We start from the raw sequence: 13,630 nt of genomic DNA, 5'->3' as shown, positions 1-13,630 counted from the left end.
CCTCATAGGATAGGCTGGGAGGTCAAAACATGGAAGTATTGAAACAACGGATTTTGGAAGAAGGCGTGGTTATTTCGGACCAGGTTCTGAAGCTGGACGCCCTGCTCAACCATCAGATCGATACGGAATTGACGATGGAAATGGGACGCGAATTTGCAGCACGTTTCCGCGAAAGCGGGGTAACCCGGATCATTACGGTTGAATCGTCGGGCATTCCGGTCGCTTTTGCCACAGCGCACGAACTTGGCGTGCCGCTCGTATTCGCAAGGCGCAAAAAAACGCTTTTGGCTGACCCAGACGCCTACTGTGAGCGCGTACCTTCCTTTACCAAAGGAATCGTAACCGATATAATGGTATCCCGCGAGTTCATCCGGGAAAATGATCGAATCCTGTTCATTGACGACATCATTGCCAATGGGGATGCCGCGCGCGGCATCATCAAAATTATAGAGCGTTCGGGGGCTGAGCTGGTCGGATTCGGAGTCGTGGTGGAAAAATGCTTTCAGGCCGGCGCACGCACCATTCGCGAGTTGGGCGTTCCGGTGGAAGCGTTGGTTCGGATCCGTTCTCTGGAGAACGGTACCGTGCAGTTTGACGATTCGGAATGTTGACCATTCGAAGGAAAAGACTCATTTTTTCTTAACTATACCTTTGCATGACCGTGCATTTGTTTTATAATGGGGTTATGTTAGGGAGAGGAGGCAACACCATGGGAAACCAACCGGCAACAGAACAGTTTTTTATGGATAAGCTGGCTGAATCAAAAGTTCATTTTGAACGTGCCCTGGATTGTAAACATACGGAATTTGATGACCTTTATCCCTATATGATTGAACATCCGCAGTTTTTCTGGTACAAACGCTACGTTGCCTGGTCAGAGCTGCTGACGATCGTGGGCTTGTGCGAAGAGTTGTCCTTCTCTTGGAAAGAACAATTTACGCCGCATCAAGTGGAGTACCTGGAATCACGCGTGATGTCCGCCAAGGTGCTTGATTTCTGGTTTGAGAAGAACGACAGCAAAGAGCACGCTCAGCGATAATTTTCAGTAGGGAACCACTTAGGAATGACACGGCAGCAGTCACGCGAGACCTAAATGAATTTCATTTAGGTCTCTTTTTGTAGCACGTTGCCGTTTAGCACAGATACAGACCATCATTTTATAGAAAGTCGAGGCCATGAATCATGATTAGCGATGAAGAATTGAATGCGCTCCGCTTGTCGGGAGAAAAAGTGAGGGTGGTGCGCGACGAGTTGGAATCCAACGACGTGAAAGGCATTGTCGTTGCGTGGGACGATGAGCAGGTTCTCATTCGCCGTCAAAATCGGCGAGTGGTCAAGCTGGATCGCCATTACAGCTTCCAACGTTTCAGCGAACCCCGTCGAAGCCCGCTGAAGGAGTAGCGGTCTGCCATCAGGATTATTCCTGAGGTTAACTGGATTTACCATGGACGTTTGGGCATAGTTGTCTGCTCCGGGAGACAGGATAAGGTCGGTGAGTGACTGGAACCTATCTGTGAGGGGATGATTGCAACATGACACTGATGAACGATAAAGTCCATGCGTACAAGGATCAGATTGGCGAATTGGAAGGTTTGCTTCCCGGCGTGGTCAAGTCCTATCACGAATTTACGGGCGAGTGTTTTCAGCCAGGCGCCATCGACGCCAAAACGAAACAATTAATCGCGCTGGGCATCGGATTGTTTGCGAATAATGAAGTGTGCACGCTCTACCACGTGCAGGAGGCCCGTGCCAAGGGAGCTTCCGATCAGGAAATACTGGAGGCCGTTGCCGTCGCTGGAGCCGTTGGAGGCGGACACGCCCTGTCTCAAGGGGCTCTTAGGGTTCAGAAGGCGCTGCATTAATCCGATACGCCCATATTTGCACCAAAAAAACCAGACAAGGCTCGAGCCCTGTCTGGTTTTTTTGGCATTCTTGGTTAGAGTACAATGTTGCTCAAGTTTTCTGAATGAACAAGTGCAGTGCCGTTTAGATCTTTCCGAGCATTTTGTTATACATGAATTCGCCGGTTACGCGGCGTGCAGTGACGTAGCGGTCGCTGAAATAAGGATTGGACAATTTGGTGATGCTGACGCCTTTGCTGCTTGAAGCATGGGCGAAATTGCCTCCACCGATATACACGCCTGTATGAGAGATGCCTTTTCCAGTGGTGTTGAAAAATACAAGGTCGCCTGTGCGAAGGTTGGCTTTGGAAACAGCGGTGCCAGCCTTGGCTTGTGCCTGCGAGGTACGCGGCAGTTCGATGCTGTATTTGTTGAACAGGTATCTCATAAATCCGGAACAATCGAAGCCGGCCATTGTTGTGCCGCCCCACTTGTACGGAATGCCAGTCATGCTGTTGACTACGGTATTGATGCTGCTTGCTTCGGTTGCTGTTGCACCGGAAGTAAATAAAACGGCTGCGCCGAATAAGGACAGGATAAGCTTTTTCAAAATGTTATGTTCTCCCTTCGATGCCTACGGAGTTAGCTAAGGGTTCGGTAGAAGGTTCCCTATATTTCCTATGTATCGGAATAATTCACCCGGTATGGTTCCCCCGTTTTCACTAATGAAACTCGGCACATGAATAATGAATATTTTGTAACCATTTGAAATGATATTGCATAAATACGAAATTGTCAAATCGTTCTGAAACGGTTATCTGCACCGCCATGTTAACGGAATTCTCATTTTTTATGCTCAATTTGCGAAAAAGCTGTCGTTTTTCGGTTACAAAAAAGTAACCACCGTTTCAACAGCTGATGGAATGGACAAATAAATAGTTTGTCGCCTGACTACAGCATCCATTTCCTTTCGCGTCATTTTGCTGTTCATCATGGCTGTTAATGTGTTGACAGAGTTTCGGTTTCTATGATATATTCTTCCTTGTCGCCGTGATATTTCCGGAGATATACCACATATGCGGTCGTGGCGGAATTGGCAGACGCGCACGGTTCAGGTCCGTGTGGGCTAACCCCCCGTGGAGGTTCGAGTCCTCTCGACCGCATCAATACAACCATAAGAAAGCTCTTGAATTTCCTTATTTGGAGATTCAGGAGCTTTTTTCATCTATAGGAACGCCTGTGTAACGCGGTCACGCTGTACCGGCTTGCCATTGGCCATCATTTCGTCCAGTGCGGCGGGAGAGATTTGCCGCGAGACGCTGTATTTGTGCTGAATCCAGCCATATTTTTCACGGAACGGATGTAATTGTCATCTTGGTTATGTTCATAATGGAAAAAATAACCTCGGATACCCCCTAGATTTCAAGACACAATGTACATAAAGGGGTGAACCGTTATGAAGAAAAAAGGGATTCGAATGTGGCCTGTGATCCTTATATCGATCATGCTGATCGGATGCCAGAACTCGAAACCCAAAGAACAGGATTTGATGCGAATAAATTCCGCCAGTGGAGAAAATGCGAAGAAAGTCATTTTCCTGATGGTAGACTCTTTGATGGTTCAGGCGATTGACCAAGGAATCGGCAAGCAGGAGCTTCCGACATTAAAATTTCTGATCGAACACGGACAATATTATAAAAACCTGGTCAGTTCCTTTCCCACGATGTCCGTCACGATCGACAGCTCATTGCTTACCGGTGCGTATCCGGACATTCACCGTGTGCCGGGTCTGACGTGGTACTCTGCGGAAACCAAGAGAATGATCAACTATGGAACCGGACCGATGGAAGTGCTCAGGCTCGGAGTGAATCGGGTACTTGCTGATGCGCTGATCCATTTGAACGGGAGTCATTTGAGCAAGGATTTGCCTACGATCTATGAGGACTTAGCCCGGCAAGGGTTTAAGTCTGGTTCGATCAACGGCCTGATTTACAGGGGGGCGTCCGATCATAAGTTGTCGATACCCGATTGGATTCAAGGTCCTGCTTCTTTACCGAAAGAGATTCATGTGAAAGGGCCGGACCTGTTGTCCCTGGGTTCGTTGTCTAATCCGTTTCAGGGGATAAAAAACTTGCCGGACGGTGTAACGAATCGGTTGGGCATCCATAATGACTTCGCTATTGAAGCCGTAAAATATTTGATTCACTCCAATACATTGCCGGATTTTTTGTTTGTTTATTTGCCGGACTTGGACCGGGAGTTACATAAAAAAGGTCCCACTGGACTTCGTGGAGTCAAAAAGTTGGATCAGCAGCTTCAATCTGTATTGGAAACATTCGGTTCTCCGGAGAAAGCCTTGAAAGAGGCCGTTTTTGTCATTGCAGGCGACAGCGGAATGACACAGATTTTGCCTGCCAATCAAAATCCGGTCATTGATTTGCCTTCTTTGCTCGGAGACGCCACCATTTTGCGTCCGGGTGAAGCCGTATCGGAAGATACGGATATCGTGCTCGCCGTCAATGAAACGATGGCCTATGTATATTCATTGAAAGCGGATCGATCCCTGAGAGACACGGCAAATGTATTGAAGAGCGATCCGCGCATCGATTTCGTTTCCTGGAAAGACCAGGAATGGATATACGCCATTCAGGGGGCAACAGGCAAACAGATCAAATTTAAAGCAGGCGGCAATCTAACTGATCCATACAACCAATCATGGACGGTCGAACAGGATCAAGAGGTGCTGGATTTAAGCATAAACACGGCCACACATTCATTGAATTACGATCAATATCCCGATGTTCTGAAACGTTTGTCAAGCGCGCTCCGTTCACACCAAGGCGAATTTTTGGTTGTCACGGCAAAACCGGGATATGAATTGACGGGCGGCATTTCACCTGCGCATAAGGGCGGAGGCGGTCATGGTTCCATTCGCAAAATGGAATCGCTTGTTCCCTTGATCATCAGCGGAACAGACCAAAAGCCGGAACACTTGCGAATGGTCGACTTAAAAGCTTATTTGCTTAATCTCGTAACAAAGAAGGCCCAGAAAAGCAATAGGTGAAAAGAGAAGGCGTTTCAAATGCCCTCTTTCATTATTGGTGACCGTGTTGATAAACAAACTCTTTGATGAATTCGTTCAAGGTACCCGCAGATTTGGTAGGGATCTTTGCAGCGTTCATGCATTGATCATGAGACCACCGGTATACTTTTATACCGGTGGTTGTTTTGTGTTTATTGCTGCTGTACCTAGAACATTTTTTCGAACAGGCGGCATCATCGGACGCCAGTCGCTGCTGTTTTATCTTAGCCGCCGTGTAACCCCATAGGTAGCCAATCCAACTCCTACAGCCAATAACGACATTAGGATTCCCCGATTATTCAGGAGTCGCGTCCATTGCATGCCATTTCACCACCTTTTTGAATGGTTATACTTATCCGAATAACGGTCTTTATTTTTCGTACAGTCCGATCTCTTCATTCATGGGAATGTAACCTTTGACTTCCTGTAACTTCAATTTGGAGTTTGTTGTTCAATAAAAATAGGTTGACCCCGTAATGAATACACGGTATCTTAGTCTTTGTTGCAGGTTCGAGTCCTCTCGACCGCATCCACAAATCATAAGCAAAACTCCAGAGAAACTCTGGAGTTTTTTCATAATATAAGTAGAGGCGGGGAAGCGCATATGACCAATCATAGAATTGAAGCTTTGAGCCAGGAAACTCTGGGGAGCTTTTTAGCATATTGCAGGAAGCACCGTAATGAAGTGGATGATTCGTTTTTATACGAAGAGGACTTGCGCGACTTTGCCATCCATGAAGACAATCCGACCTATATTGCCCTGGATTCGGCGGAGGAAGTGGTTGGCGCAGTTTCGCTCATTAAAGATGCTTATCACCGCAAAGGGCGGCGTGGGCGGTTCCGCATTTTTCACGCCGAAGTGAGTGATCTCACTCTGCACGGCCGATTGTTGAAGTCGATTATACAGCATGGGAAAGGGCTGGATCACCTGTTTGTTTTTGTGCCAACCGTACATCACGAATTTATGGAAACGTTGAAAAAGCTGGATTTCAAGCTGGAGCGATATGCCTTTATTCTGGTACATCATCAGCTCGAAAAGCCGGCTTTCGAGGTACCTGACGGATATCGATTGGAAGCTTTCCGTACGGGATTGGACGAAGAGGCATGGGCAGAGATCCGAAACGCGGGTTTCGCCAAGCTGAAAGGAAATGAAACACCGGTAACACCAGACATGGTAACCAAAATGGTTGCGGAGGAGGATTACCTTGAGGGCGGGATGCTGATGCTGTATCATGGGGACCGGCCCGTTGGAATCGTGCGGGGTTCGGACGATGAATTCCAAGGAGCATCGATCATGAACATCGGGCCGGTTGCGCTTGTTCCTGAATACCAAGGAAAAGGGCTGGGGAGAATTCTCCTTAGAGCGGCAATGGCGTTCGCGGTTGAACAGGGGTACTCTCAAGCGATCCTGTGCGTCAATGCCGAGAATGAGCGAGCCAAGAACCTTTACCTTCAGGAAGGCTTTCAGCAAGTGGAAGCTGCCGCAAATTTCAGATATGATCTCGCTAAATGACGGATAAGCTGCTGGGGGATATCTGGTCTTGAATCTTTGTTCATTGCTGGGGCGCTAACACAGTGATTCGTCCTTGTATCAGCATAAATATGACGTGACAGGCTTGCGTTCCAGCGATATTGGCAAGCCTGTTTGACGTGCAATTTTTTACCGGGAAGACTGGGTCAGCAGCGTACATATTCACTCCTCCAATATGAAACAATGAGTACACGGACATAAGGAGGGGGTTATGATGAAAAAGCAAGATGTAGGCCAACAAGCGCGAAAAGGCAAAAACAGGGCCGTAAAAGTGATCATGGCCGGTGCGATGGTGCTAATGCTGCTGCAGGGCTCAGCCGGGGCATTTGGAGCTGCGGCAGGTCGCTCCGACTTGATTGAACATGCCAATGCTGGACGGAACATGCAGAAGCCAGCCGGCAAGGATGGTTCACGCATTGAATCCTCCGAACCGCATAAGCGGCTTGCCATTATTATCGACGATGCAGGCAACGACATGAAGGGCACGGCGGAAATATTGGCTGTGCCTGCGAAGCTGACGGTCGCAGTCATGCCTTTTTTGTCGACAACGAAAAAGGACGCGGTCGCAGCGCATGAAAAGGGCATGGACGTCATTGTCCATATGCCCATGGAACCGAAAAAGGGAAGACCTGAATGGCTCGGCCCAGGCGCTATCACGTCAGGTTTGAGCGACGAGGAGGTTCGGGAGCGGATAGAAAGAGCAATCGATGACGTTCCTTATGCCATCGGCATGAACAATCATATGGGCTCCAAAATCACTTCAGACAAACGCATTATGTCCGTCGTACTGGATGTGTGCCGGGAGCGGGGGCTGTTTTTTGTGGACAGCCGCACCAATTTCCGCTCGATCGTCGGCGAACTGGCTGCCCAGAAAAACATGCCTCCCATCGGCAATGACATATTTCTGGATGACCGCAATACGAAGCAGCATATCCGCAAACAGATGGATGCTGCAGTAAAACATGCGCTCGATAAAACCAATTGTGTGGTGATCGGCCATGTCGGCCATACCGGATTGAACACATCCGCCGTCGTTCATGAGGCGATGATACGCTACAAAGGACAGGTTGAATTCGTCGGTATTGGCGATTTGGCCCGGGAAGTATGGAGTTGGAACGCTTTTCCTACACAGCCGATAGATAAAAAATAATGCCGTCAGCGATAGCCTCTGCGATCCGCTTCTGTCCTTCGGAATCGTTGATCATGGTCAGATCCTTCGCATTGCTCAAAAATCCTGTCTCGACGATAACGGCGGGCTGTTTTACCTGGTTAAGCAAATAAAACGGTTTGCCCCATTCTACGCCATGCCGGGTTCCGTACAAGTCATTGAGCCGGCTTTGAATGGCTTCGGCCAGTAAATAACTGCGGCCTTCCTTTTGGTGCAAGACGACGGGACCGCGGATGGCCGCTTTTTTGCTCCAGTTGGCATGGATGCTGACCACAATGTCGGTACTGACTTCCTCGCTCAAGCTTTTCCGTTGGGCCAGGTCGCGATGGTGCCTGGAACGGCTGTTCAGCCAACGATTATCATCGCTGAGCGCATAATCGCCGAGCCGGTTAATGATTACCGCGTATCCTTTGCTGCGCAGGAGCAGATAAAGTTTCTGGCTGATGGCAAGGTTGATGTCTTTTTCCAAAACGCCTTTCGCACTTGTACCGCCATCAATTCCGCCATGGCCCACATCGAGTAAAATCACCGGTGTGGCAAATGCGTGGTGGGAGGAGCGATAAGCATCCCCGTCCATGAGAGGCAAAAGGGAAGGACTTTCGCTTTGTTTTTCGGTAGATGGTGAAGAAACGGATTCACGCTGGATTCCTGCACTTGCAAAGGCAGTGGAATGGGATAGTGTGGAAAGGCCGATGAGCAGTGCCATCGTCGCGGATAACAGCTTTAACATGTTAACGCACACTCCTTATCTAAATAGGCACCTCACGCATGAACTGGATGCAGTGGAACCCTTTGACATTAGGCTGTGCATTCTGACGCTTTTCATACTTTGCGAGCCGGAAAAATGTTTACCTGCCGGATGTCCTGCGCACACTATAACTAACCGGCGGCGATCCGCCGGTAGAATAGTGAGGAGGCGAAAGAATGGCTAAGAGCGATGAATTGGTGAAGTACATTACGCAGCGTGTGGTCCATTATATGGAAACCCCGCGGGAGGAACGAAAGGGACAGCGCAAAACGAAGGAACCGTGGGCGGTTAAATGGTTCGGCATGCTTCCCTACGGCCTATCCATGTGGGTCAGAAGAAAGGACCGTAAATAAGTGGTCGGCGGGCAGCTCTGGCTTCGCTTAGATCGTACAAAGAAAGACAAAAAGACGCTTTCCTAGAGTGAGTCTGAGGAATGCGTCTTATTTGTTGTGGATGAGTCGGCAATGTTGACAATATTATGCTGCACCTGAATTTGAATGAATTTCCGGTGCATGATGCGGGTTGTGACGACCGCGGTTTGCCGGCCTTTTTTGAAAAAATAACCCGAACCTTCCTGTCCGGTATACGTCCAGCCTTGTTGGCTCATGCGATCCTGAAACAGTTGAGTGGTACGCTGTAAGTTGTTCCGGGTCAAAAACAGTCCGTGGCCTTGTTCGTTCGTTCCAAGTGCACCAATGTCCAGCTTGGTTGAATTCAATATTTGCATCATCCGGACTTGGGGGACACCCACGTTTTGAATAAACGTAACCATCCAAAAAAATCCCGCGGCAAAACAAACGATAGCGCTAATGCCCACACCGATGCCCCACCTCTTCATGAATCAAGCCCTCCACATCGATAGAAATACTGGATATAATGACCAATTGTATCATTGATGATGCACGAAGGCGAGGGGATCGAACACGTAAAAATGTCCGTCATGGATCAAGGTTTGCAAGGGTACCCTTCGTTGAAGGGTCGAACTGCCGCCTATGGCAGCATACGCAATCTTCATCCCGTCCGACAATGATGTCCAGACTTGAATGCCGCCGACCGGCAGTGGGCCGCCATAATACATGTTGCGTTCGCCAGCCGAGAATACGATGGATTGGCCTTGACCCCATAGTTTGAACAGATCGTCAGTTCCCTTCACAGGAATCGCAGGCGAGGTGATCCATGACAATTGTTCAACCGGATCGTACAAGGGGACAGCATGCAGCTGGTCAACCGTAAACGTTGATGCATCCAGGACGTGGGGGTCAGGTGAAGATACGATCTGCTGCTTTTCCTTAAACGAAAGGCTCCAAAAGGAATGGGGATCGCCGGCGGCGAGCCGTTGTTCCGCGGCCTGCACAACTTCGAACGGAAGCAGATCACCTCCTGCAGCGTCGATATATAAAGAATCTCCGTTTTTTTGCTTCACGGACCAGTAGGCCAGCATAGGCGGCATGTAGCGAAGCTCGATTGACCCGCCGCCTGCCGTGACCACCTGTGGATCGAGCTGTTGCCGAAGCAGAGCCTTTTTCAGCAAAGTGAAACTGTACAGCGGCTCTTTGCCTTCGCCATATTCGCTTAGAACCAGGTCCCCCTGTTCGCTGGCAACGATGATCATATATCCTAGAGCCGCATCGTCCACATAAGCATGAACCAACCAGCCGTGTGTCCCCGGCCCCAGGGGAAAGAAACGCAGCTCTGCACGACCCCATATATGGGATGATTCGGGTGATCCGGCTCCGAGCACCCGTGCCTGATTACGGGCAAACTGCTGCACGGATTCGGGCGCTTGTACAGAAGAAGGGAGCGTAAATTCGGGATTAGCCGCAGAGGCAGCATATGCCGAGGACTCCCGCTGTTGCTGCCGTTCCGCGCCTTCTGCATACATCGGGAAGGATGACACGAACAGACCGGTCAGGCTTATTCCCAATCCGATCAGAAACCCGTGGAGTATGCGCGGCCTGCAGAGAAGCTTGTTCAATGGACTCACACCTTCTTTTTCGGTTCGATTCGATTCCAGTTCCTATTCTAGGGGACAGGCCGTGCAAAGGGTGCTGCAACCTGTCGTCAGGCGGCTCAGGAATAAACACTACTTTTGCCGTCATTTGCTGGAAAAGTAGCATCCACGTCTATCTTAAATGAAACATGCCGCAACTGATTGCCGTAACCTTCACTTTGGGCTCATACTGCCAGATCATTTCGGTTCGACGTGTTTCATACTGCTGTTTCAGGGCTTCGCGCGCCAATGCGGCTTGCTCTACCTTGTCTTCGTCAGGGGAAGCATCCTTCGCTTCGGCACGTTTGGACGTTGTCGTTTCGCCTTCCTCTTCGTTGAAAACAGCTTCGTAATAGGCATCCAGCACGGACAGCTCCAATTCCAGACGCTGCTTCGCTTGTTCGGCCCAGCTGTAATCCAGCAGCATCAGCTGGTTGGTCAGATGGGTTTCCAGCGCGTCTCCGGCGGCGGCCAGCGACATTTTGGCCGTTTGGACGTGCATGTTTTCGGCCAGCCGCGGGCTGAGGACGCGCCGGTTAAGCTTGGAGCCGAATCTTTCGACGATTTGCCCGGACCGTAAGGAAATGCCGAGGAAATGCAGTTCTTCCCGCTTCAGGTCGCAGGCAAATTCCACCTTGAAGCAGACGCCGAGCCAGGGCTCGTACAGGGATGGGGCAGAAGCGTTCAGCTGCCGCTTGGCAGGCTGTTCGAACAAATTGACATAGGAGCCGCCTTCGCGGGCAGCGCCGAAAATTTGCTGCAACCGCCGGCTGCCGTACACGACATCCTCGCGCAGGATGCGCCCTGGTCCGAGCTGCGGAAGGGCAGGAGCAATGCCGAAATACCGGCCCAAAATGCTTTCCTTTGCTTCACCGCCTGCTGCAGGTGAATTGGGCGCCTGCGAGGCGGCGGAAGCCGCTTCTGCTGCTTCCAGGGAGCGTTGATAGGCTTCGGGATCGAAAACGAAGGTGAACGACATCGTTTCGGCCGGAGCGCCGGTGCGTTCCACAAACCCCCAGTAATAAGGGCGATTCGTCAGGGCTTTGTCTGCCTCCGGAGAAAGCTTGACCGTAACATGGGCCGGGGATTTTTCCAAAATGTCGCAATCCGTTGCTTCCAGATAGGTCAGCACGTAAGCCTGCACTTCGTTTGGCGCCATGCTCATCGTGATCTTCCTCCTTCCCGTAATTCCCGCTCGGGCACTTCACTCTGTACTTCGCGCTGAATGGAATGGAGCGATTGGCCGAGGGAATCCATTTTGCGCCGGATATCGTCTTCGTTTTGGGATTCCAGCATGATTTTGTACAGGCTTTTTTCGATGGATTCTTTCTTTTCCAGCCGTTCCAGAATAACGTCCAGGCCGCCAATAACCATTTCGAACATGTTGATTTTTTCATGAAGCAGGTTCAGGATATGCTCCTCAATGGTGCCTGTCGTCGAAAGGTTATAGATATTGACGTCGTTCTGCTGCCCGAGCCGATGTACACGCCCGATTCGCTGCTCGACCCGCATCGGATTCCATGGAAGATCGAAATTGATCATATGGTGGCAGAACTGCAGGTTGATGCCCTCGCCGCCCGCTTCCGTGGCAATCATGGCTTGCACGCGACCGCGGAAAAGGTCCATCATCCAATCTTTTTTGCCCCGGTTCATACCGCCGCGGTAGGGAACTGCCGTCAGCCCGTTATTGCGGAAATAGTTCAGCAGGTATTCCTGCGTGGCCCGGTATTCCGTGAAGATGATCACTTTTTCGTTCATGCCGCGAATGAGTTCCATCGTTTTTTCCGCTTTGGAATTGGCCTTGATGGCTTTGATGTGGGCAACGAGCTCCCAGATCTTGTCCCGCAGCGGAGAATCCAGCGGAAGCTTTTTGGCCAGGTTGACCAGGGTGACAAAGACGGCATCGCGGCTGCTGCATACTTCACGCTGCAGCGTGACCAGTGACAGCATGCTGTTTAAGTTGCCGCCGGCCTCCTGGTATTGATCCTTCACGAAGGCCGTAACCGCATCATAGAGAGCCTGCTCGTCTGGTGACAGCTGCAGGTTCACGTTGGATACATTGCGTTTCGTGAACTGAACGGGGCCTTCACCGCGCCGATTGCGGATCATGACCTTGGACAGCTCGTCCTTGAGCTGCTCCTGATTTTTCGGTATACGTTTGTCGACGACGAAGTTGGCGGCAAAATCGCCTTGCTTGCCGAGCTGCCCGGGCTTCAGCAGGTTGATGAGGTTAAACAACTCGCCCATGTCGTTTTGCACCGGGGTAGCGGTAAGCAGCAGGCAATACTTTTTTCGCATTTTGAGCATGAATTGATAGTTCGTCGTTTTTTTGTTTTTGAGCTTGTGGGCCTCGTCGACAATGATCATGTCGTAGTCCGTGCCCAGCAAAATATCCTTATGCGGATCGCGTTTGGCCGTATCCATGGAGGCAACGACGACTTCGGATTGCCAGGAGTAGGCTTTTTTCTGCGCGACTGCGGGAATGCCGAACTTGGAATTCAGCTCTCGCACCCACTGCAGGACAAGGGACGCGGGCACGAGAATAAGCACTTTGGAGACGAGTCCACGGATCATGTATTCTTTGAGGATCAGCCCGGCCTCGATCGTTTTGCCCAGACCTACCTCGTCGGCAAGAATGGCCCGGCCCGACATTTCAAAGAGTACCTTGCGGGCAGTATCCAGTTGATGGGGGAGCGGAGTAAGCCCTTGCAGATGTTTCAGGCACTGGATTTCGTCAAAATTGGGAATGAGATTCGTTTCTTCGGCTTGATTGGCCAATTGAAAGAGCCGGTAATCGCCCCAGGGACCGCCTTTGTCAAGCCGGGATTCGAGCTGGTTCAACCAGGTGCGGTCCAATTCCAGCGGAACGGGCAATTTCGGTGGTGCAGGTTGATTGTTCTGCGGTTGTTTCCGGTTCATGTTGCATCCTCCCTGCCATGGTTCATGACGTAGTATTCGTAGGTTATAGTATGGACGAACGGGAAGCAGTTCATAACCATATGCGTAATGTACGCTTTTGGTCCGGGCATGAGATTTCATAGAATTGCAGAACTTTCATCAATATGCACCTTCTTGGCGATTCCATACGCTAATGCGTACTCTCTCCCTGGTCCTAGGTATCTGGACGCAATTCGGGGCAAAACTTTCAATCTGGCAATAATTCGGTTTATAATGGGTAATGGCTGTTAGACATGGTTTGCAGCCTTTTTTTGTCGGACGAAGTCGGGTTTTCACGACATCTGTGGAAGTGCTTCTGCATTGCGGATGAAA

14 protein-coding genes, 1 tRNA gene and 1 riboswitch are annotated in these 13,630 nt (G+C 50.3%); of the genes, 9 read left to right on the top strand and 6 right to left on the bottom strand.

The window, feature by feature from the left end; translation table 11 throughout:
• Positions 1-29: 29 nt before the first annotated feature.
• The 4 genes from L6H98_RS20710 (at position 30) to L6H98_RS20695 (ending at position 1,862) form a co-directional block, all read left to right on the top strand.
• The gene (locus L6H98_RS20710; protein ID WP_236418029.1) at positions 30-611 is read left to right on the top strand and encodes a xanthine phosphoribosyltransferase; all 582 of its coding nucleotides are present in this window, start codon (positions 30-32) and stop codon (positions 609-611) included.
• A gap of 98 nt (positions 612-709) precedes the next feature.
• Complete coding sequence (locus L6H98_RS20705; RefSeq protein WP_236418028.1) at positions 710-1,039, top strand: hypothetical protein; 330 nt, start codon at positions 710-712, stop codon at positions 1,037-1,039.
• A gap of 143 nt (positions 1,040-1,182) precedes the next feature.
• Positions 1,183-1,401, top strand: a complete 219-nt coding sequence (locus tag L6H98_RS20700; RefSeq protein ID WP_236418027.1) for a hypothetical protein — start codon at positions 1,183-1,185, stop codon at positions 1,399-1,401.
• Positions 1,402-1,532: 131 nt separating this feature from the next.
• Positions 1,533-1,862 carry a carboxymuconolactone decarboxylase family protein gene (locus L6H98_RS20695; protein WP_236418025.1) on the top strand — a complete coding sequence of 110 codons (330 nt, stop codon included), beginning with the start codon at positions 1,533-1,535 and terminating at the stop codon, positions 1,860-1,862.
• A 124-nt stretch (positions 1,863-1,986) separates the two neighbouring features.
• Here the strand turns inward: L6H98_RS20695 and L6H98_RS20690 are convergent, their stop codons facing one another.
• Entirely contained in the window at positions 1,987-2,451 is a 465-nt protein-coding gene (locus tag L6H98_RS20690; RefSeq protein ID WP_236418023.1) for a C40 family peptidase, read from the bottom strand.
• A gap of 6 nt (positions 2,452-2,457) precedes the next feature.
• Positions 2,458-2,589: riboswitch (cyclic di-AMP (ydaO/yuaA leader) on the bottom strand.
• Between the two features lie 330 nt (positions 2,590-2,919).
• Between L6H98_RS20690 and L6H98_RS20685 the strand changes: the two genes are divergently transcribed.
• From L6H98_RS20685 to L6H98_RS20670, 4 genes are all read left to right on the top strand, one after another.
• Positions 2,920-3,004, top strand: a tRNA-Leu gene (locus tag L6H98_RS20685).
• Between the two features lie 293 nt (positions 3,005-3,297).
• Positions 3,298-4,905, top strand: coding sequence for an alkaline phosphatase family protein (locus L6H98_RS20680; RefSeq protein WP_236418022.1), 1,608 nt, complete (start codon positions 3,298-3,300; stop codon positions 4,903-4,905).
• 703 nt (positions 4,906-5,608) lie between these two features.
• On the top strand, positions 5,609-6,436 hold the full coding sequence (locus L6H98_RS20675; RefSeq protein WP_236418020.1) for a GNAT family N-acetyltransferase: 828 nt from the start codon (positions 5,609-5,611) through the stop codon (positions 6,434-6,436).
• A 229-nt stretch (positions 6,437-6,665) separates the two neighbouring features.
• Positions 6,666-7,604: a divergent polysaccharide deacetylase family protein gene (locus tag L6H98_RS20670; RefSeq protein ID WP_236418017.1), complete on the top strand. Its 939-nt coding sequence runs from the start codon at positions 6,666-6,668 to the stop codon at positions 7,602-7,604.
• Here L6H98_RS20670 and L6H98_RS20665 read toward each other — a convergent pair.
• Positions 7,579-8,352 (bottom strand): N-acetylmuramoyl-L-alanine amidase, encoded by a 774-nt coding sequence (locus L6H98_RS20665; RefSeq protein ID WP_236418015.1) that lies wholly within the window; start codon positions 8,350-8,352, stop codon positions 7,579-7,581. The two genes, L6H98_RS20670 and L6H98_RS20665, sit on opposite strands and share 26 nt — an antisense overlap.
• Before the next feature lie 194 nt (positions 8,353-8,546).
• Here L6H98_RS20665 and L6H98_RS20660 point away from each other — a divergent pair, with 194 nt between their 5' ends.
• Positions 8,547-8,723, top strand: a complete 177-nt coding sequence (locus tag L6H98_RS20660) for a YqzE family protein (protein ID WP_236418013.1) — start codon at positions 8,547-8,549, stop codon at positions 8,721-8,723.
• A 62-nt stretch (positions 8,724-8,785) separates the two neighbouring features.
• On the opposite strand, the gene L6H98_RS20655 is transcribed toward L6H98_RS20660, so the two are convergent.
• The 4 genes from L6H98_RS20655 to L6H98_RS20640 form a co-directional block, all read right to left on the bottom strand.
• A complete protein-coding gene (locus tag L6H98_RS20655) occupies positions 8,786-9,208 on the bottom strand; it encodes a hypothetical protein (RefSeq protein ID WP_236418010.1) in 423 nt (140 codons plus the stop codon).
• 51 nt (positions 9,209-9,259) lie between these two features.
• Positions 9,260-10,345: a hypothetical protein gene (locus tag L6H98_RS20650; RefSeq protein ID WP_236418009.1), complete on the bottom strand. Its 1,086-nt coding sequence runs from the start codon at positions 10,343-10,345 to the stop codon at positions 9,260-9,262.
• Positions 10,346-10,493: 148 nt separating this feature from the next.
• Complete coding sequence (locus L6H98_RS20645) at positions 10,494-11,525, bottom strand: YqhG family protein (protein WP_236418005.1); 1,032 nt, start codon at positions 11,523-11,525, stop codon at positions 10,494-10,496.
• On the bottom strand, positions 11,522-13,279 hold the full coding sequence (locus L6H98_RS20640) for an SNF2-related protein (protein ID WP_236418003.1): 1,758 nt from the start codon (positions 13,277-13,279) through the stop codon (positions 11,522-11,524). The genes L6H98_RS20645 and L6H98_RS20640 overlap by 4 nt, the downstream gene beginning before the upstream one ends.
• Positions 13,280-13,630 lie beyond the last annotated feature (351 nt).

Origin of the sequence: Paenibacillus sp. JJ-223, assembly GCF_927798175.1 — a bacterium.
GTDB lineage: Bacteria > Bacillota > Bacilli > Paenibacillales > Paenibacillaceae > Paenibacillus > Paenibacillus hubeiensis.
The sequence above is the reverse complement of the archived record's forward strand: the minus strand, read 5'-3'. Positions and strand labels throughout refer to the sequence as shown.